17 protein-coding genes are annotated in these 18,599 nt (G+C 72.6%); 2 read left to right on the forward strand and 15 right to left on the reverse strand.

Translation table 11 applies throughout. From position 1 onward, the window contains the following. Positions 1-47 precede the first annotated feature (47 nt). The 10 genes from QQ657_RS03950 to QQ657_RS03995 form a co-directional block, all read right to left on the reverse strand. Positions 48-863 (reverse strand): HpcH/HpaI aldolase/citrate lyase family protein, encoded by an 816-nt coding sequence (locus tag QQ657_RS03950; protein WP_284740647.1) that lies wholly within the window; start codon positions 861-863, stop codon positions 48-50. Continuing rightward, positions 860-2,068 (reverse strand): CaiB/BaiF CoA transferase family protein, encoded by a 1,209-nt coding sequence (locus QQ657_RS03955; RefSeq protein ID WP_284740648.1) that lies wholly within the window; start codon positions 2,066-2,068, stop codon positions 860-862. Before QQ657_RS03955 ends, QQ657_RS03950 begins: the two co-directional genes overlap by 4 nt. Then, positions 2,065-3,912 carry a formylglycine-generating enzyme family protein gene (locus tag QQ657_RS03960; protein ID WP_284740649.1) on the reverse strand — a complete coding sequence of 616 codons (1,848 nt, stop codon included), beginning with the start codon at positions 3,910-3,912 and terminating at the stop codon, positions 2,065-2,067. The genes QQ657_RS03955 and QQ657_RS03960 overlap by 4 nt, the downstream gene beginning before the upstream one ends. Continuing rightward, a complete protein-coding gene (locus QQ657_RS03965) occupies positions 3,909-4,781 on the reverse strand; it encodes a ribokinase (RefSeq protein ID WP_284740904.1) in 873 nt (290 codons plus the stop codon). The genes QQ657_RS03960 and QQ657_RS03965 overlap by 4 nt, the downstream gene beginning before the upstream one ends. Before the next feature lie 116 nt (positions 4,782-4,897). Beyond that, positions 4,898-6,190: an ADP-ribosylglycohydrolase family protein gene (locus QQ657_RS03970; RefSeq protein WP_284740650.1), complete on the reverse strand. Its 1,293-nt coding sequence runs from the start codon at positions 6,188-6,190 to the stop codon at positions 4,898-4,900. After that, positions 6,187-7,341 (reverse strand): ADP-ribosylglycohydrolase family protein, encoded by a 1,155-nt coding sequence (locus QQ657_RS03975; RefSeq protein ID WP_284740651.1) that lies wholly within the window; start codon positions 7,339-7,341, stop codon positions 6,187-6,189. Before QQ657_RS03975 ends, QQ657_RS03970 begins: the two co-directional genes overlap by 4 nt. A gap of 13 nt (positions 7,342-7,354) precedes the next feature. After that, positions 7,355-8,635, reverse strand: a complete 1,281-nt coding sequence (locus QQ657_RS03980; RefSeq protein ID WP_284740652.1) for an ABC transporter substrate-binding protein — start codon at positions 8,633-8,635, stop codon at positions 7,355-7,357. A 32-nt stretch (positions 8,636-8,667) separates the two neighbouring features. After that, positions 8,668-9,495 (reverse strand): carbohydrate ABC transporter permease, encoded by an 828-nt coding sequence (locus QQ657_RS03985; protein ID WP_284740653.1) that lies wholly within the window; start codon positions 9,493-9,495, stop codon positions 8,668-8,670. Continuing rightward, complete coding sequence (locus QQ657_RS03990; protein ID WP_284740654.1) at positions 9,495-10,436, reverse strand: carbohydrate ABC transporter permease; 942 nt, start codon at positions 10,434-10,436, stop codon at positions 9,495-9,497. Before QQ657_RS03990 ends, QQ657_RS03985 begins: the two co-directional genes overlap by 1 nt. Next, a complete protein-coding gene (locus QQ657_RS03995) occupies positions 10,433-11,437 on the reverse strand; it encodes a LacI family DNA-binding transcriptional regulator (RefSeq protein ID WP_284740655.1) in 1,005 nt (334 codons plus the stop codon). Before QQ657_RS03995 ends, QQ657_RS03990 begins: the two co-directional genes overlap by 4 nt. A 229-nt stretch (positions 11,438-11,666) precedes the next feature. Here QQ657_RS03995 and QQ657_RS04000 point away from each other — a divergent pair, with 229 nt between their 5' ends. Further along, positions 11,667-12,524, forward strand: a complete 858-nt coding sequence (locus QQ657_RS04000; protein WP_284740656.1) for a prolyl oligopeptidase family serine peptidase — start codon at positions 11,667-11,669, stop codon at positions 12,522-12,524. Positions 12,525-12,526: 2 nt separating this feature from the next. Here QQ657_RS04000 and QQ657_RS04005 read toward each other — a convergent pair whose 3' ends face one another. The 5 genes from QQ657_RS04005 to QQ657_RS04025 form a co-directional block, all read right to left on the reverse strand. Continuing rightward, a complete protein-coding gene (locus QQ657_RS04005) occupies positions 12,527-13,351 on the reverse strand; it encodes a hypothetical protein (protein ID WP_284740657.1) in 825 nt (274 codons plus the stop codon). 170 nt (positions 13,352-13,521) lie between these two features. Continuing rightward, entirely contained in the window at positions 13,522-15,765 is a 2,244-nt protein-coding gene (locus QQ657_RS04010) for an FtsX-like permease family protein (RefSeq protein ID WP_284740658.1), read from the reverse strand. Next, positions 15,762-16,451 (reverse strand): ABC transporter ATP-binding protein, encoded by a 690-nt coding sequence (locus QQ657_RS04015; RefSeq protein WP_284740659.1) that lies wholly within the window; start codon positions 16,449-16,451, stop codon positions 15,762-15,764. The genes QQ657_RS04010 and QQ657_RS04015 overlap by 4 nt, the downstream gene beginning before the upstream one ends. Continuing rightward, positions 16,448-16,969 (reverse strand): PadR family transcriptional regulator, encoded by a 522-nt coding sequence (locus QQ657_RS04020; protein WP_284740660.1) that lies wholly within the window; start codon positions 16,967-16,969, stop codon positions 16,448-16,450. Before QQ657_RS04020 ends, QQ657_RS04015 begins: the two co-directional genes overlap by 4 nt. A 56-nt stretch (positions 16,970-17,025) precedes the next feature. Next, a complete protein-coding gene (locus tag QQ657_RS04025) occupies positions 17,026-17,871 on the reverse strand; it encodes an NAD(P)H-binding protein (protein ID WP_284740661.1) in 846 nt (281 codons plus the stop codon). An 82-nt stretch (positions 17,872-17,953) separates the two neighbouring features. Here QQ657_RS04025 and QQ657_RS04030 point away from each other — a divergent pair, with 82 nt between their 5' ends. Beyond that, positions 17,954-18,589 (forward strand): TetR/AcrR family transcriptional regulator, encoded by a 636-nt coding sequence (locus tag QQ657_RS04030; RefSeq protein WP_284740662.1) that lies wholly within the window; start codon positions 17,954-17,956, stop codon positions 18,587-18,589. The last annotated feature ends 10 nt before the right edge of the window (positions 18,590-18,599 follow it).

The raw sequence follows: 18,599 nt of genomic DNA on the forward strand, positions 1-18,599 counted from the left end.
CCGAAGACCTGAATGACTCATTCAAGGCGTTCGGCCGGCCGCAGACGTCAGTCGGCCAGGGAAAGCACCGTCCGTGCCTGCTCGACCATGGCCACGTCGAGGAACGTCCCGTCGGGCAACGCGATCGCGCCGACGCCGGCGGCCGTCGCGTCGGCGACCCGGGCGATGACCTCGCGCGCCCGGGACACCTCCTGCGACGTCGGCAGGAACGCCGTCCGGATCGTCTCGAGCTGGACCGGGTGGATCGCCGTCCGGCCGCGGAAGCCGAGCGCACGGCCCGCGCGACACGACGCCGCCAGCCCGTCGAGGTCGCGGACGTTCGCGTACGCCGACATCGCGGGTGGCGCGAGCCGGGCTGCCCGGGCCGCGACGATCACGCGGCTGCGTGCCCACGTCAGCCCGGCGTCGTCGGCGACGCCGAGGTCCGAGCGCAGGTCGGCCTCGCCGAGCCCGATCGACGCGATCCGCGGCGACGCCGTCGCGATGTCGAGGGCCCGTTCCACCCCGAGCGCCGACTCGATCAGCGGGTGCAGCGCCCGGCCCGGCAGCGCGGCCTCGACGGCCAGGATCTCCGCCCGCGCTTCGACCTTCGGCAGCCGCGCGCCCACCGGGAGCGGCAGCCGGGCCAGCGCGGCGAGGTCGGCGTCGTGCCAGGGCGTGCTCGGGTGGTTGACGCGCACCTGCACCGGCCTGGTCACCGCGGCGAGGAGCCGCACCGCGTTCGAGCGGGCTTCGTCCTTGCGCGCCGGGGCGACCGCGTCCTCGAGGTCGACGAGCACGACGTCCGCCTCGGACTCCAGGGCCTTCCGCACCCGGTCGGGCCGGTCGGCCGGGGCGTAGAGGAACGTCAGCGGCGGGCTCACACCGCACCCCGCTCACGCAGCTCGGCCACCCGCTCGGGCGAGAACCCCAGCTCCTCCAGCACGGCGTCGGTGTCGGCGCCGTGCGGGCGGCCGGTGAAGCCGATGACGCAGTCGTGGCCGGAGAGCCGGAACAGCGGGCCCTGCATGAGCATCGGGCCGAGGTCGGCGTCGTCGATCTCGTGGATCGTGCCGAGCGCGCGGAACTGCGGGTCCTCGACGATGTCGGCGGCGTCGTAGATGGGCGCGACGGCGGCCTGTGCTGCTTCGAACGCGGTGACGACCTCGTCCCGCGTGCGCTGCCCGATCCACTTGCCGACTGCTTCGTCGAGCTCGTCGGCGTGGCGGGCCCGATCGGCGCCGGTCGCGAACCACGGCTCGGCGGCCAGGTCGGGCCGGCCGACCATGCGGACCACGCGCTCGGCGATCGACTGAGCCGAGGTGGACACCGCGACCCACTGGCCGTCGGCCGTGCGATACGTGTTGCGCGGCGCGTTGTTCGTCGACCGGTTGCCGGTGCGCGGCTGGACGGTGCGCAGCTGGTCCCAGCGCGTGATCTGCGGGCCGAGCATGGCCAGCATCGGCTCGATGATCGCGGTGTCGACGACCTGTCCGCGCCCGGTGTTCGCGCGTGCGGAAAGGGCGACCATGATCGCGTACGCCGTGGCCAGGGACGCGACGCCGTCGGCGAGCCCGAACGGCGGGAGCGTCGGTGGCCCGTCCGGTTCGCCGGTGGTCGCCGCGAACCCGCTCATCGCCTCGGCGAGCGTGCCGAAGCCCGGCCGGCTCCGGTACGGACCGAGCTGCCCGAAGCCGGTGACGCGGGCCAGCACGAGCTTCGGGTTCCAGCTCGCCAGCTCGTCGTACCCGAGGTTCCAGCGTTCGAGCGTGCCGGGGCGGAAGTTCTCGATGACGACGTCCGCTGTGGTGGCCAGCGCGAGGAACACCTCGCGGCCGCCTTCGCTGCCGAGGTCGGCGGTGATCGTGCGCTTGTTGCGGCCCAGGGTCTTCCACCACAGGTTGACGCCGTCCTTCGCGGCGCCGTGGGTGCGCGAGGGGTCGGGTTTGCGCGGGTGCTCGATCTTGATCACCTCGGCGCCCATGTCCCCGAGGTGCATGGCGGCCATCGGGCCGGCGAAGAGCGTGGACGCGTCGACGACGCGCAGCCCGGCCAGCGCCCCGGTCGACCGGTCGCGGGAGACGGTCACGCCGTCACCTCCCACGCGCAGCGGAAGCCGATGGTCGCGCTGCGGGCGAGACCCAGGCCGGGCAGCAGGAGCTTCACGGTGTATTCGGGGTCCTTCCGGCCGCCTTCGACGTACCATTCGGAGCCTTCGGCCGCGTAGTCGCTGCCGCCCTTGAGCATCACGAATCGCGTCCGTCCGTCGGAGTGTTCGCTCTCGGTCCAGTTCCACACGGCCGGAGTGCCCCGCTCGAGCCTTTCGCCGGCCAGCTGCCATTCGTCCTCGGTCGGCAGGCGGCCGCCACGCCAGGCGCAGTACGCGCGGGCGTCGTCGAGGTCGACGTAGGTGACGGGTTCGCCGGGCGCGCCCAGGTGCTTCGGTTTCGGCTCGTGGCCGGTGGCGGCCAGGAACTCCGCGTACTGCGCGTTGGTCACTTCCGTGGCCGCTACCGCGACGGCCGTGGTCAGTTCGCCGTCGCGCTGCACCGTGCGTGCGTCGTGCAGGCGCGGCGGAAGCGGCTTCCATTCGTCCACATAGGGCGCTCCCTGGTACAGGCCGGTCTCGCGGGCGCGGTACCGCACAGTCAGGACGTACGGCCCGGCCGGGACGATGACGGCGTCCGCATCGGGCTTTCCGGTGGTCCTTTGTGGACTTATCCTCTTCGCGAGCCGGTGCGGGAAGCGTCGGTCCGGGTCATGCGGCAGCTCCGGAAGGTCCGGCAGCCACCCTTCCACCGCGGCGCCGATCCCCCGCGCCGGTACGCCGCCCAGGAGGTCGGTGCCGGGCAGCGGGCCGTGGTAGCCGGTGTCGCCGCGGTTGACGAGGGTCCACAGTGTCCTGCCGTCGAGTTCCCATTTCGACGCGTAGACGCCGGCCGCCTCGGCCTCGGGTGGCAGCTCGGCGAGGGGTGTCCACTCGCCGCCGAGCAGCAGATCTTGTGCCGCACGTTGGAGGGTGACCATCCGGCGGACCGTCGCGGCGTCGCGGGGCGACCAGCCGACCCACACGCCGAAGACGACCTCCCAGACCATGACGCCGACGCCGTTGAGCCACGCCGACTGCAGTTCTTCGCTGTGGTCGCGGTGCCAGCGGCGGACGTGGTGCTGCATGTGGCGGCGCTCGTACCAGTGGGCGCGCAGGACGCCCGGGACGGGCGAGTCGGCGAAGAACTGGGCCCACGACGCCGCGTGGTCCTCGATCCGCTCGACCGGCAGCTTGGACTCGCCTTCGAGGACGATGCCGGGCCGGGCGGCTTCGAGCCGGTCGACGAAGTCCGGCTCGGCCTTCTTGAGCGTGTCGAGGAAGACGCCGTCGGCTTTCAGGTCGGCGACCAGTGCCGCGAGTTCGGTGAGGTCGTCGTCGCCGCGGCGGGTGCCGACGTCCCAGGGGTTGTAGTCGACGAAGACGTGCAGGCCGTTGCCGTGCAGGGTGTCGATCAGGTCGGTGAGCCCGGGGACGTCGCGGTAGAAGTCCCACTGGTTGCGGTCGTCGAGGCCGATCACCGGGTAGGCGTGCCAGAGGACGACGGCGTCGAGGCCACCGAAGCGCTCTTGCGCGTCGGCGAGGAAGCGCTCGGGGGTGAAGCGGTGCTCGGCGAAGGAGTAGAGCAGCTCGTCCCAGAGCCACACCTGGGCGACCGTGTGGCAGGTCTGCGCCCAGGCCGCGCCCGGACGCTCGTAGTCTTTGCCGGTGTAGCCGTGCCGGCTTCGCGCGTCCTCGCGCCATTCACGGAGTTTCGCGCGCCACGCGGGCCGGTCGGCCGGGTCCGCGGGGGCGGCGAAGATCTTCGCGTCGTCGAGGTCGGCCAGCGGTCCGCGCACCTCGGTGGGGCGGTCGATCGGCCGCGGGACGAGCGGGTCGAACGTCATGACGTCATTCCTGCGACCTCGTCTTCGGTGGGGACGGCGGCCTGGGCGCCGGGCCGGGTGACGGCGAACGCGCCGGCGGCTACCGCTCGTTTCGCGGCGTCGGGGAGGTCTTCGCCGCGGGCCAGCGCCGCGGCAAGCACGCCGCAGAAGGTGTCGCCGGCGCCGGTGGTGTCGACGACGTCGACCGGGATGCCGGGGATCCGCACGGGCTCGTGGTCCCTTCGCAGGACGACACAGCCTTCGCCGCCGAGGGTGACCACGACGGCGGGTACGCGCTTGAGCAGCTTCTCGGGCTCGCCGGCGAGGTCGGCGGCCTCGTGTTCGTTGACGACGAGCAGGTCGAGCGCGTCCCACAGCGAGTCGGGCAGCTCCCGCGAGGGCGCGGCGTTGAGGATCATCCGCGCTCCGGGTTTCCTGACCGCGGCGGCGGCCGCCACGACGTCGAGGGGGATTTCCAGCTGGGCCAGGACAACGTCGGCTTCGGCGATCCGTTCGGCCTGGGCGGCAACGACCTTCACGTGCTCGTTCGCGCCGGGCGCGACGACGATGGCGTTCTCGCCGTCGGGGGCGACGGTGATGAAGGCGGTCCCAGTGGGCGCGTCGGCCCGGTCGACGAGGTCGGTCCGGACCCCGGCGCCACCGAGGGAGACGAGGAGAAGGTCGGCGGCTTCGTCTTCGCCGAGGGCCCCGACGAAGGTGGTGTCGGCGCCTCCGGCGAGGGCGGCGGCGACGGCCTGGTTCGCGCCTTTGCCACCGGGACTGCGCCGGAGCCGTCCCCCGAGGACGGTTTCGCCGGCTTTCGGCGGCCGGGGAACATCGACGGCGAGGTCGACATTGGCCGAGCCCACGACGACCACCCGCCCGGTCACGCGGGCGGTGGGGTTCGGGCTGTCGGGCGCAGGGACGCCGAGCGAGCCCCGGTCTTCCCCATCGCCGATGCCCGGCCCGCCGGCCGCGCCGCCATCCGGCGGACCCTCGCTGCCGGTCATGCCCCCACCTCCGCCAGCGCCGCCGTGCGGGCCGCGAGGTCCTCGATCCGCCGCTCTCCGCCCGGCAACGAGGTCGCGATCCGGCCGTCCAGGGGCTTGCTCCAGTACTCGTCCACTCCGCTCACCGCGCCGACCACTCCCCCGACCGTCGCGGCCGCCGAGTCCGTGTCCCAGCCCGCCGTCACCGCGATCGCCACACTCGGCCCGAACTCCCCGCCACCCGCAGCGAGCGCGTACGCGATCACCGCCGCGTTGTTGAGCACGTGCACCCAGTGCAGGTGCCCGTACGCCGCATGCAGCCGGTCGAGTCCACTTCGGACATCGCCTTCCGACGCCGCTGAACGGCCGAAGCGGATCGCCGCCGCGAGGTCGCTCGACAAAGGGACCACCGCCGACGCCGCGTCCAGGACTTCGTCCACCGTGTCGCACACCATCGCCGCCGAGGCGAGCGCCGCCGCCCACATCGCGCCGTACACGCCGTTGCGCGTGTGGCTGAGCCGGGCGTCCGTCCACGCCAGCCGAGCCGCCGAACGCACGTCGCCCGGGGACACCCAGCCGAACACGTCCGCGCGGATCAGCGCACCGATCCACTCGCGGAACGGGTTCCGGTAGGTCGCGGTGTCGGGGCGCGCGTCCAGGAGGTTCCGGTACGCCGCGCGTTCCGCCGTGAACACTCGCCCGGCCGGCAGGTTGTCCAGCCACAGCTGCGCGACGTCCGACGTCGTGAAGTCCCGGCCGTGGGTCTCCAGCAAGGACAGCGCGAGCATCGGGTAGTTGAGGTCGTCGTCCTCGGGCATCCCGTCGATGTTCTCTTCCAGGGACGTCGGCGCGGACCGACGGTTCCACGGCCATCTTGCGGCCACGTCGGCAGGCAGCCCCACCGCGGTGAACCACCCGGCGAGGGGCCAGCGGCCGGTCGCCCGGAGGATCGCCTCGATGCCCTCCCGCGGGATCTTCTCGACGGGCTTGCCGAGCAGGCACCCCGCGGCCCGGCCGGTCCACGCGCTCAGCTCACGCCCACGGGATCCGCGAGGCAGCGACGGCGGCGCAGGCAAGTCCAGCGAGTCCCAGGAAGGTTCGGCCACAGGCGAGTCGAGCTCGTCCAGCAGCTCCCGGGCCAGCGGCCGCAGCGAAGGCATCGCGGGACCCGCACCGCTCACGACCGGCGTCGGATCCCCACCCGCCGCGACCCACCGGTCCCGGACCGCGGTGACGTCCTTGCCCTCGGCCAGGGACTGCACCAGCTCGTGCGGGAGCAGGTCCTCGGGTTGGGCCCAGGTCAGCCTCACGTCGGCTCCCCGAGGAAGGCCACGCGGGCCGCGGCCCGCTCCCGGTCGGCCTTCAGGATGTCCGCGGCCGCCGAGGCCAGCAGGTGCCCGGTCTCGCGCAGGTCCATCCGGCTGGCGTCGCCGATCTCGTCGACCCACGCGGCCGGCACGACCGCCGTCCCGCCGAGGCCCGCGCAGATCGCCGCCGCCATCACGGCGATCGAGTCGGCGTCCCGGCCGTAGTTCACGGACGCGAGCACCGCCCCGCGGAAACCGCCCTGGTGCGCCAGCACGAACGCCAACGCGGCAGGCAGCTCCTCGATGGACTTCGTCCGCGAAGGCCGCCTCGCATCGAGGGACATCTCCCGGTAGTGCGGCCCGACCGAGTCGAACGGCGCGACCGTCTCCCGGACGAGCGCGGCCAGCGCCCGCTCTTCGTCGTCGGTGGCCGGGGGGACGGTCCGGCCACCGAACTCCGCGACGACGGCCCGCAGCGCCGCCGCGGTCCCGTCGTGAGCCACTTCCAGAGCCGCCGCGACGACGTCGTCGAGCGACGCGCCCGGGGCGACGGCGGCCGCCACCATCGCGGCCAGCACCCCCGCCGCCTCACGGCCGTAGCTCGACTGGTGCGCGCCGGTGAGGTCGATCGCCTCGGCGTACGCCGCCCGCGGGTCACCCGCGTTGACGACGCCCACCGGGGCGACGTACATCGCCGCGCCGCAGTTGACCACGTTGCCCACACCCGCTTCGCGCGGGTCGACGTGTCCATAGTGGAGTCTCGCGACGATCCACTTCTCGGCCAGGAAGACCCGCTGCAGCAGCAACGCGGTCGACTCCAGCTCCGGCACCCAGCGCGGCTCGCCGATCATGAGCGGCACCAGGTCCTCGGCCATCGCGTACGCGTCGAGGTGCGCGCGGCGCTTCGCGTACACCTCGACGAGCGCCCGCGTCATGAGGGTGTCGTCGGTGATGTGCCCGTCGCCCTTGTGGTACGGCGCGATGGGGCGCGCCGTCCGCCAGTCCGGGTACCACGGCCCGACGACGCCGGTCACCCGGCCGCCGTGGCGCTCTTCGATCTGTTCGGGTGTCCACCCTTCGGTGGCGCCGCCGAGGGCGTCCCCGACGGCCGCGCCGGTGATCACCGCGACGGCCCGGTCTTCCAGCCAGGTCAAGAATCCGCTCCTGTCACTTGCTGACGCTCTTCCAGCCGTCCTCGAGCTGCTTCGCGAGGCCGGCGGCGTCGATCTTCTGTCCGAGGAACTGCTGGTACGCCGGGGTCGCGACGGTGTCCTTCCACTGCGCGTACTTGCCGGCGAACAGGTAGGGCGCCGAGGTGAGGTACTGGCCGGAGGCGAGGATCGCGTTCCAGCCGTTCTTCGCGCCGAGCTTGGTCGTGAGCGCCTGCCGCGCGGACGTCGTCGGCGGGATCAGCGCGTCGGCCTCGTTGATGGCGGCGAGGTTGTCGGTACTGGTGAAGAAGTCGACGAACTCCGCGGCTTCCTTGACGTGGCCGGAGTCCTTGTTCACCGACAGCGTCTGCGGGTTCGCGGCCTGCGCGGGCCCGGCCGAACCGGCCAGCGGCGGGAGCACGACCCAGTCGAAGCCCTTCGGCGCGTCCTTCGCGATGTTGGCCGCCTGGTAGGAACCCTGGACCGTCATCGCGATCTGGCCCGCGTAGAACGGCGCGAGCGCCTTGGTGCCCGACTGCGTCAGCGTGACCGGCAGGATCGAGTGGTCCTGGTGGGCCATCGCGTCGACGAGCTGCGGCAGGGCCTGCTCGCCCTGGCCGACGCTCAGGTTCGCCTTGTCACCGGTGCCCTCGAAGTACTTGCCGCCGAAGCCGGGAGCCAGCGCGACGAACGCCGCCGTCGGGCTCGACAGGCCCCAGCCGAGGCCGAACTTGCCGTCCTTCGTCGTCGCCTTGGCGATGTCGCGCAGCTGGTCCCAGGTCATCGTGGCACCGGTCGGGATCGTGACACCCGCCTGCTGCAGCTGGGTCTTGTTCGCGAAGACCACATAGGACTGCAGCTCGGTCGGCGCGGCGATCACCTTGCCGTCGACCGTCACCGAGTCCAGGACGCCCTTCGGGATGTCCGCGCGCTTCTGCTCCGGCAGGTACTGCGTCAGGTCCGCGAGGTAGCCGTCGGTGGCGAAGGGCGCGATGCCGGCCGCCTCGTAGTGCACGATGTCCGGTGCCGTGCCCGCGTTGAACTGGGTGATCAGCTTGTCGTAGACGCCGTCCCAGCCGGCCTGGACGATCTTGACCTGCACGTCCGGGTGGGCCTTGTTCCAGTCGCCGACGATCTTCTGCGTCGCGGCGATGGCTGCGGGCTGGTCGGACAGGGACTGGAAGGTGAGGGTGACCGGCCCGTCTCCGCCGTCCCCGCTCCCGCCGCCCCCGCACGCGGTGAGCAGCAGGCCGACGACCGACAGAAGGGTGGCGGCAATCATGCGTCGTGTCTTCATCGACCGACCTTTCGAGTGATTCTTGGTGGGGTTCATCCCTTCACCGCCCCCGCCATCAGGCCGCTGGTGAGCTTCCTGCGCAGGATGCTGAAGAAGACGATGCTGGGGATGGCGGCGAGCACGGCGCCGGCGGCGAGCGGGCCGAGGGCGACCTTGCCCTCGCCGCCGACGAACATGTTGAGCGTGATGGGCAGCGTGTAGTTCTCCGGCGACTGCAGGAGGACCAGTGCGAAGAAGAACTCGTTCCACGACGAGACGAAGCTGAACATCGCCGTCGCGGCGACACCCGGGGCGAGCAGTGGGAAGACGATCGTGCGCAGCACGGTCAGCCGGCTCGCGCCGTCGACCGCCCCGGCCTCCTCCAGTTCCACCGGGATCGCGGCGACGTACCCCTGCAGCATCCAGAGCGCGAACGGCAGCATGTACGTCGTGTGCACCAGCGTCAGGCCGGCGAGGTTGTCGGCCAGGCCGAGCGTCCGCAGGATGAGGTACAGCGGCAGGATGATGAGCACGACCGGGAACACCTGGCTCACCAGGATCCAGCCGACACCGGCCGCGCGCACCTTGCCCTTGAGCCGCGCGAGCACGTAGGACGCGGGCACGGCGATGACGACCGACAGCGCGGTCGAAGCGAGCGCGACGATCAGGCTGTTGGCGGCGGACCGGACCAGTCCCTGCTTTTCCAGGGCTTCGGTGTAGTTGTCCCAATGCCATTCGCTCGGCAGCAGGCTGACCGTCAGGGAATTGAGCTCGCCCGACGACTTCACCGACGCCGAAATCAGCCACAGCAACGGGAAGCCGAGGAACAGGATGTAGAGCGCGAGGGCGACGTATTGCGCCGGGCGTACCAGAGTCCTCATCAGCGCCCCTTCACGGCGCGGTCGTCGCGGAACTGCGACCGCAGGTAGACGGCGAGGATCAGCACGACCACGACGACGAGCACCAGGCCCATCGCGGCGGCGTAGCCGATCTCGCGGTTCTTGAAGGCCTCGAGGTAGATGAACAGCACCGGGACCATCGTCTTGCCACCCGGGCCGCCCGCGGTGAGAACGTAGACCAGCGAGAACGAGTTGAAGTTCCAGATGAAGTTCAGCGACGTGATCGACGTGACGATCGGGCGCAGGCTCGGCCAGGTCACCGCGGTGAACCGCCGCCACGCGCCCGCGCCGTCCATCGCGGCGGCTTCCTGCAGCTCGGCGGGGATCTGCTGCAGGCCGGCCAGGAGCGTCACCGTCGTCTGCGGCATGCCGACCCAGACGCCGACGACGATCACCGCGGGCAGCGCGACCGAGAAGTCGCCGAGCCAGTTGATGTCGTCGGGCAGGCCGACGCTGCCGAGGAAGGCGTTGAGCGGGCCGCCGTTGGCCGAGTAGATCATCTGCCACATGATCGCCACGACGACCGGCGGCATCGCCCACGGCACGAGCGCGAGCACTCGCGTCAGGCCCTGCAGTCTGAGCCCGGAGTTGAGCAGCAGTGCCAGGCCCATCGCGGCGGCCAGCTGGAGCAGCGTGACGCCGACGGTCCAGATCATGCCGATCCGCAGCGAGTCCCAGAACAGGTCGTTGCCGACGAGCTTCGTGAAGTTGTCGACGCCGGCGAACCCGTAGTCGGGGTGGCGCACGAGGCGCGCGTCGGTGAAGGCCAGGAAGATCCCGACGACCAGCGGCGCGACGCTCAGCACGAGGATCGGGATCAGCGACGGCAGCACCAGCCCGATCGCCTCGCGCCGACGGCTGCGGGCCAGGGCCGGCTTCTTCTTCCCGGTGGTGGGCGCCGGGCGGGTCAGCGTCGCGGTCATCGCGCACCCCCGGTCGATTCGCGCACCATCAGCTCCGGGCCGACGGCGACCTGCTGCGCCGCGTGGTCGGGATCGTCGGTGAGCTGGAGCATGATCCGGGCCGCCGCGCGCCCGCGTTCGGTCGAGCCGAGGGAGACACTGGTGAGGCTGGGCTGGAAGACCCGGCCGATCTCGGTGTCGTCCATGCCGGTGATCGCGACGTCTTCGGGCACGGAAAGGCCGAGTTCCCGCACGGCCCGGATGGCGCCGATGGCGAGCAGGTCGTTCGCCGCGACGAGCGCGTCGAGCTTGCCGCGGGCGAGCAGCCGCCGGGCGGCCTCGAGCCCGGCGGTGACGGTGAAGTCCCCGGCGACCTCCTGGTCGATGCGCTCGGCGGCGATTTCCCCGGCCACGGCGTCGAACCCCCGCTGGCGCGCGGTGCCGGGCGTGGTGTCGAGCGGGCCGTTGAGGAACCCGACGTTTCGGCGGCCGAGAGCGTGGAGGTGGCGGACGGCCGCGCCGATCCCGCCCGCGGAGTCGGTGGAGACCGAGCTGATGCCCCGGTCGTCCAGCGCCCGCCCGATCACCACGACCGGGACGGGGGCCTGCTGGATCTCGCGGATCAGCCGGTCGTCGGTGCGCAGCGGGCTGACGATCATGCCGTCGACGAAGCCGCTGTTGAGGCTGCGCACGAGCTCGGTGGTCGACGTCGCGGTGTCCCCCGTGCTCATCACGACGACCCGGTAGCCGTGCGGGGCGAGGACTTCGTGGATGGCCCGCATCATCTCGACGTAGACGGGGTTCCCGATGTCGGCGACGGCGAAGGCGACCTGGAAGGTCTTCTTCAGCCGCAGCGACCGCCCGATGGCATCGGCGCTGTACCCGAGCTCGGCCGCGGCGGCCCGCACGCGTTCGACCATGGCCGGGCTGGCACCGGAGCCGTGCAGCGCCCGCGAGGTCGAGGCCAGTGATACCCCGGCGCGCTCGGCGACCTGGAGCAGCGTGGCCCGTGTTGACGTCATCGGCTACCTCGTTGTGCGTTCTTGGAAACGTTTCCAGCTGCGGAAGGCGGGGTTGGAAACGTTTCCAATCGGATTAATCCAGATACTGACACCGGTGAGCGGGGCCTGTCAACACGACACGGAGAGCACCAGGACGGTCACGAGGAGACGCCGGAGAGTCGGCTCGGCCCCGGCTCCCGCATCCTGGTACGGCTGGCCGGACTGCCCGGAATGCCCCGATAGTGGTCGCGTGCTCACTTCCCGTGCTCCGCTGACCCTGCCCCGGGCCGAACGGGCCGGGACGCGAGTGTCCTATCGGGACGCACTCGTCGCGACCCTCGCCGGCTACCGGCCGCTGCTGCTCGACCTCGTCGTTCCGGCCGGACAGGCTCCCGGCGGTGGCCATCCGGTCGTCGTCTACCTCTACGGCGGGGCGCCCGCGGCGGGGTCGCACAAGCACAGCCTGCTCGGCGACCGCGTGACGGATCGGTTGCTGGCGGCCGGGTTCGCCGTCGCGCGGGCGCAGTACCGGCACGGGCGGGAAGCCCCCTTCCCCGCGCAGGTCCACGACGTCAAGGCCGCCGTGCGCTGGGTCCGCCACCACGCCGGGGAGCTGGAGCTCGACGCGGACCGCGTCGCGGCGTGGGGACACTCGGCCGGTGGCTACCTGGCCGCGATGCTCGCCGTCACGGCGGACGATCCCGAGTTCGAAGGCGACCTCGGGATCACCGGCCCGCCGAGCCGGGTCGGCGCCGCGATCGCCTGGAGCGCGCCGGCGGACTTCACGCGCATCCCGCCGCCGCCCGCGGGTTCCCCGTTGCACAGCAGCGGCCACGACCCGCACGACTGGCTCCCCGGCCCGACCGCGAGCCCGCTGCTCCACGCGTCGGCGACCGCGGCCCCGCTCCTGCTGGCCCACGGCACCGACGACGCCGGGATCCCGATCGCCCACAGCGAAGCACTGGTCGCGGCCTACTGGCGGGCCGGCGCGGACGCCGACCTCGTCCGCATCGAGGGCGCGGGCCACTTCTACGGCGAGCGCAAGCTCCAGCACGTCACCGACGCCGGCATCGCCTTCCTCCGCAACCACCTCACGGCGGAGGCCTGAGCTCAGCCGACGACGTCGATCTCGAACGGCTCCGCGGCGCTGTACTCGAGGTCGGCCCACACCGCGCCCGGCAGGGCGAAACGACGGTGGGACGTCAGCCGGTCGTCGTAGTTCGGGTTGGTCTTGGGGTTGTTGCCGACGCCCGCCTTGTCCGAGCCCCACGCGAAGATGTTGCCGACCCACATCGGCTTCGACACGCCTTGGCCGTTGATCCGCGGGCGGACGACGAGGGCGGCGCCGGCGCTGCCGGACAGGTTGAGCCGGACCGTGTTCTGCCCGGCGTTGGGCGGGGTGACGGTGATGCGTTCCATGAGTTCCACTTCCGGTTCGGCGGTCAGTTTTCCGGATCCCGGCGAATCCACGCCGGGCCAGAAGTCGGCCACGACGGAGATGTCGATGCCGGGCGCGACGTCCAGCAGGTACTGCGCGGCGATCGCGCCTTCGGGGATCTCGCGCTTGCCGGTGGCCGTGGCGATCCAGTACAGCGGCGGCTCGACGCGCTGGGCCTTGAACGCCGCCTTCACCTTCGGCCAGGTCGACCGGTTGCAGTAGATGACCGGGTACGCGAACCCCGACGCACGCCGCCGCTTCGCCCAGCCCGGCGCCTCCTCCGGCGCGGCGTCGCCCGGCTCGACGTCCAGGACGTGCCCGTCGTCGGTCGACGCCTTCTTGACGATCCGCACCTTGAGGGCGCCCGGGAAGAGCGCCCAGTCGGCGGCGGTCCACGGCGCGAGCTTGATCCGGTCGATGTACCCGGCCACGAGCACCGGCCGGCCATCCTTCTTCAGGATGTTCCGCGCGGTGACGGCGTCATACATGGTGCGCATCGGCTTGCCTCGAAATCGTGGGGCGGCGGATATCGGCGTATTCACGATCGCGCAAAGAGGATAACGCCACAACGGCGAAAAGGGCGCCTTTTCGGGCGGAATCGGCTCGCCGAAAAGACTCCACGCACGGCGGCGGGCCCGGAAACAACCGGACCCGCCGCCGCCCAGGGTCATTCTTCCCGCAAATTCTCCAGGTTCGTCGTCCGCCACAATGCGGGCAGTGTCAACGCGGTGACGAACAGTACCGCGGCGACCGCGGTCGCCGTCAGGAGCGCGATCGACGGCACGTCCGCCGTCATCGGACGGTGCACCACGAACGTGAGCACCAGCCAGTCGAGGACGAGCCCGGCCGGCACCGCGACGAGGACCGCCACGGCCACCGGGATCGCCAGCTGCCACACGAGTGACCGGGCGAGCACACCGCGTCCGACGCCGTTCGCCGCCAGCGCGGCGAGGCTGCGCCGCCGCTCCCGCAGCTGCTCCCACGCGGCGACCAGCAGGCTGCCCGCGACGAACAGCAGCACCAACACGGAACCGACCGACAGCACCCGGGTGATCAGCGCGGACGTGCTGTCCCGCCCGGTGCCGAGCGAGTACACGGATCCGTTCCAGCCCACCACGTTCCGGACGCGCTCCACCAGGTCCGGGCCGGCGTCGGGCAACGTCGCGTTCACGGTCAGCCCGACACCCGACGCCGTCGCCAGCGCGGCCGGGGTGACGACCAGCTCCGGCGCGCCCTCCCCGGACATGGGCACGCGGTGCACGGCGGGCACCGTCCACTGGGGAACGGCGGCGCGGGCGATCCGGCGGAGCTCGGAGAACCACAGGCGGTCCCCCGGCTCGGGCACGTAGCCGCGGTAGGTCGTCGCGGCGTAGACGTCGCCGTCGCGGCAGTCCGTGACCCCGGCGCGGGCCCGCAGCCCCGGGCAGTCCTCGACGACGACCGAGGCGCGCTCGCCCGACGCGGTCTCGATCATGGCGCTGGTCCGCACCGGCACGGCACCCAGCCCGGGCAGCGCACGGAGGGCGGCGGTGAACGCCTCGCCGTCGGGGACGCTCGTGGCGTAGTAGCTCGCGAGCACCCGGATCTCCCGCGGCGCGGGGCGTTCGCTCTCGACGCGGGCGTAGACCCCTTGCAGCGCAATGGATCCGGCCAGCACCACGGCGACCCCGCTGACCAGGCGCGCCGCCGTCGCGCTGTCGAGCTGGAGCCGGCGGACGGCCAGCAGCCAGGCCGGCGAACCGCCCCCGAGCAGGCCCGCGACCCGCTCCACCACCCACGGCAGCACCAGCGGTACGGCCGTGAGGACGAAGACCACGCCGACGATCACGGAGGGGTTGTCGGCGCCGTCGCCGCCCAGACCGGTGAGCAGCAGTGCGCCGCCAACGACGGCGGGGAACAGGCGCCACGCCAGCTTCCGCCGGGTCCGCGTTCCCCGCCGCTCGACGCCGAGGGGCTCGATGACGACCAGCCGCAGCGCGAACACGGCCGCCGCGCACGCCAGCAGCGGCAGCGCCAGCAGGGCCGGGACGCCGAGCCGCCAGTCGGGGACGACGTCGGTGCCGAAGAGGCCGCCGCGGAAGGCGTCCACGGTGATCCGCGGGACGAGCACGCGGATGAGCTGGAACAGCGCCAGCCCGACGAGCAGGCCGGCGAACGCCCCGAGCAGTGCCTCGCCGGCCGCGATCCGGTGCACCTGGCCGCGGTCCGCGCCGACCAGGCGCAGCGCGGCGAGCCGCCGGTCCCGGGCCGCCGCCGCGAGCCGGGTGCTGGTGACGACGAAGACGAACACCGGCACGAGGCAGGTCGTCGCGCCGACCACGACGAGCAGCAGCTCGAGCGAGGACAGCGGGCGGTGGGAGGATTCGTACCCGAACCGGCTCACCAGGGTGGCGTCCGGCTGCCGCGTGACGGTGTCGGATCCGACGTAGAAGAACAGCTCGTTCGGGCCGGTCAGCCCGGCGTCGCCGATGGTGCCGATCACCCGCTGGTCGAGCCGCCGGCGCAACAGCTCGCCGTCGGGTGAGCCGAGCAACTCCGCCAGCGCCGGGGAAAGCACCATCTCCCCCGGCCTCGGGAGCCGGTCGACGCCCGGCGCGGCCGGCAAGCGCGTTCCGGTGGCCTGCACGAGGTAGCCCTGCAGGCCGCGGCCGCGGAACTCGTCGTTCCGGGTGACCGCGTAGACCGGGTCGACGTCCGCGGCGAGCGCTCCCGGCGCGAGGACGCGCGAGCTCGCCCGGTCGTCCCGCGCTCCGAGCAGGTGCGGCACCGACGTCGCGGTGAGCAGCACGGCGACGCCGAGCCCGACACCGGCCGCCGTCAGCGCGAGCCGCACCAAGGCGGTCCGCGCCCCGCCGCCGCCCAGCGCCAGGCGCATCCCGAGCGCGAGGTCGCCGGCCCAGCGCCGGATCACCGGGTCACCTCGAGCTCCCGCGTCCGCCCGTCGCGCACGACGACCTCGCGGTCGGAGTAGGCCGCGACGCGGGGTTCGTGCGTCACCAGGACCACCGCCGCGTCCCGCTCCCGGGCGATGGTCGTCAGCAGCTGCATCACCTGCTCGCCGCTGAGCGAGTCCAGGGCGCCGGTCGGCTCGTCGGCGAAGACGACGCGCGGGCCGGTCACGAGCGCGCGGGCCACGGCCACCCGCTGGCCCTGCCCGCCCGAGACCTCGCCCGGCCGCTTGCCCGCCACGTCGGCGAGACCGAGCTCCGCCAGCATTTCGCGGGCCCGCCGCGCCGCCACCCGGCCGCGTTCGCCGTTCAGCCGCAGCGGCAGGGCGACGTTCTCCTGGCAGGTGAGCTCCGGGACCAGCCTGCCGAACTGGAAGACGAAGCCGAAGTCCGTGCGGCGCAACGCCGAACGCGCGCGGTCGGTCAGCAGGGCGAGGTCGGCACCGCGGTAGCGGACGGCGCCGCCGTCCGGCCGGACGATCCCGGCCAGGCAGTGCAGCAGCGTCGACTTTCCCGCCCCCGACGGGCCCATCAGGGCCACGACCTCCCCCGCGCGCACCCGCAGGCTCGCCGACGTCAGCGCGTTGGTGGGCCCGTACGCCTTCCGGACCTCGGCGGCTTCCAGCAGGACGGCCCCCGGCGTGCTCACGCGATCTCCTTCGCCAGCTGGTCGAGCCGGGCCGCGGTCAGCTCCAGCCAGCGGAGGTCGGCCTCCAGGTGGAACAGCGCGTGGTCGCAGACCAGCTGGTCGACGAGGTCGCCCCGGGTCTTGCGGCGGGTCAGCTCGCGCATGGCGTCGAGGTGGGCCGAGCGCTGGACGTCGAGGACGTCGGCGGCCGGGCGGCCGGAGAGCAGGGCGAGCACGACCTTGGTGTAGAGCGTGTTCTGGAGGTAGGCCTCCGGCTTCTCCGGGGTCGCCAGCCAGGTGCCGACGTCGGCGACCCCGGCCTCGGTGATCGCGTAGCGCTTCCGCTCCGGGCCGCCGCCGGCCTCGATGCCGTCGGCCTCGACGAGTCCCTGCTTGAGCAGCCGGGCGAGCGTCGAATAGACCTGGCCGTAGTGGACGCGGCGGTCGTGCCCGAACCGGTCGTCGTAGGCGCGTTTGAGGTCGTAGCCGTGCCGGGGGCCGTTCTCCAGCAGCCCGAGCAGGGTGTGTCCGATCGACATGCAGCGGACTGTACACGGTGTGTATAGCTAGAGTTTATACACCCCGTTCATAGTGATCAGCCGAGGATCGCCCGCAGTGGCGTCGCCGGTCGTCCGAGCAGTTCTTCGAGGTCAGGGCCGGTGGCGGCGAGCTCGCCCCGGCGGGCGGCGCGGAACATGCCGAGCAGCATCGCCGCCCGGTCCGCCGGGACGCCGTGCCCGGTCAGGCCCGCCACCCACTCGTCGTCGTCGGCGACCACCCGGCGGATCGTGCGTCCGGTGAACTCACCGAGCAGGCCGGCGACGTCCTCGAGATCGAGCGCGACCGGGGCGGTCAGGGGTGGCGTCGGCCCGTCGAACCGGCCCTCGGCGGCGAGGATGACCGCCGCGGCTTCGGCGAGATCGGCGTGCGCGGTCCACGACACGGGCCCGTCGGCCGGCGCGACCAGCTCGCCGGTCTCCCGCGCCCGGCCGAGCAGCAACGGGACCGTGGCGGCGTAGAAACCGTTGCGCAGCGCGGTGAACGCGGTGCCGGCCGTCGCCAGGTGACGCTCGGTCGCGGCATGGTCGGGCATCGGCGCGAAGAGCGAGTCGTCGGCCGCGGCCTCGTGGCTCGTGTAGAGCACGCGCTTGGCGCCGGCGTCCCGCGCGGCATCGATCGCCGCGATGTGGTGCCGCAGCGCCGTCTCGCCGGTGGCGTCCGTCGAGACGACGAGGACCTGCGTCGCCCCTTCGAACGCGTCGGCGAGCGAGTCCGGGTCGGCGAAGTCGCCGCGGCGCACGCGGACGCCGCGTTCGGCCAGTGCCGTCGCCCGGCCGGGTTCGCGGACGCTGACGCCGATCTCCTCGGCCGGGACGCGCCGAAGCAGCTGCTCGACGACCTGGGAGCCGAGCTTGCCGGTCCCTCCGGTGATCACGATCATGATGAACCCTCTCTCGATTTGCTAACGTCGATATTAACCACGTTAGCACCATCGCTAGCAAGAGTGCGTTATCATCGGAACCATGGTGAAGAGCCGGAGCGAGACGCGAGCGCACATCCTCGAGACCGCCGCGCGGCTCCTCGACGACGAAGGCGCGGCCGCGCTCACGATCCGCGCGGTCGCCCAGGCCGCCGGCCTGCAGGCGCCGGCGCTCTACCGGTTCTTCGAGGACAAGGACGCGCTGCTCGACGCCGTCGCCGAGCACGTCTTCACCACCTACGTCACCGGGAAGGCGGCCGCGCGGGACGGCGACCCCGTCGCGGACCTCCGCGCCGGCTGGGACGCGCACATCGGTTTCGGGGTGGCCAACGCGGCCCTGTTCGGCCTGCTCGTGACACCGGGCCGGACGTCCCCGGTGGCCGAGGCGGGGCTGGTGGTCCTGCGTGCCCGGGTGCACCGCATCGCGGAGGCCGGCCGGCTGCGCGTCCCCGAACGCCTGGCGGCCGAACTGGTCCACGCGGCCGGCACCGGCGCCGTGCTCACCCTGCTGGCCCGGCGCCCGGAGGACCGCGACCCGGGGCTTGCCGAGGCGATGTTCGAGGCCGTGCTGGCCCGGATCCTCACCGACGCGCCGACCCCGACCGACACCTCTCCGGACCTGTCGAAACTCACCGTCGCCGAGCGCGCGCTGCTCGCGGAGTGGCTCGACCGCGACTGAGCAGCGCGGG

Origin of the sequence: Amycolatopsis ponsaeliensis (assembly GCF_030182635.1) — a bacterium.
Lineage (GTDB): Bacteria > Actinomycetota > Actinomycetes > Mycobacteriales > Pseudonocardiaceae > Amycolatopsis > Amycolatopsis ponsaeliensis.

Excerpts from the sequence above, each read along its gene's own strand:
- QQ657_RS04025 (WP_284740661.1), bottom strand. The coding sequence starts at position 17,871 with ATGATCGTGATCACCGGAGGGACCGGCAAGCTCGGCTCCCAGGTCGTC.
- QQ657_RS03960 (WP_284740649.1), bottom strand. The coding sequence starts at position 3,912 with ATGACGTTCGACCCGCTCGTCCCGCGGCCGATCGACCGCCCCACCGAG.
- QQ657_RS04005 (WP_284740657.1), bottom strand. The coding sequence starts at position 13,351 with ATGCGCACCATGTATGACGCCGTCACCGCGCGGAACATCCTGAAGAAG.
- QQ657_RS03980 (WP_284740652.1), bottom strand. The coding sequence starts at position 8,635 with ATGAAGACACGACGCATGATTGCCGCCACCCTTCTGTCGGTCGTCGGC.
- QQ657_RS03995 (WP_284740655.1), bottom strand. The coding sequence starts at position 11,437 with ATGACGTCAACACGGGCCACGCTGCTCCAGGTCGCCGAGCGCGCCGGG.
- QQ657_RS03985 (WP_284740653.1), bottom strand. The coding sequence starts at position 9,495 with ATGAGGACTCTGGTACGCCCGGCGCAATACGTCGCCCTCGCGCTCTAC.
- QQ657_RS04020 (WP_284740660.1), bottom strand. The coding sequence starts at position 16,969 with ATGTCGATCGGACACACCCTGCTCGGGCTGCTGGAGAACGGCCCCCGG.
- QQ657_RS03990 (WP_284740654.1), bottom strand. The coding sequence starts at position 10,436 with ATGACCGCGACGCTGACCCGCCCGGCGCCCACCACCGGGAAGAAGAAG.
- QQ657_RS04030 (WP_284740662.1), top strand. The coding sequence starts at position 17,954 with ATGGTGAAGAGCCGGAGCGAGACGCGAGCGCACATCCTCGAGACCGCC.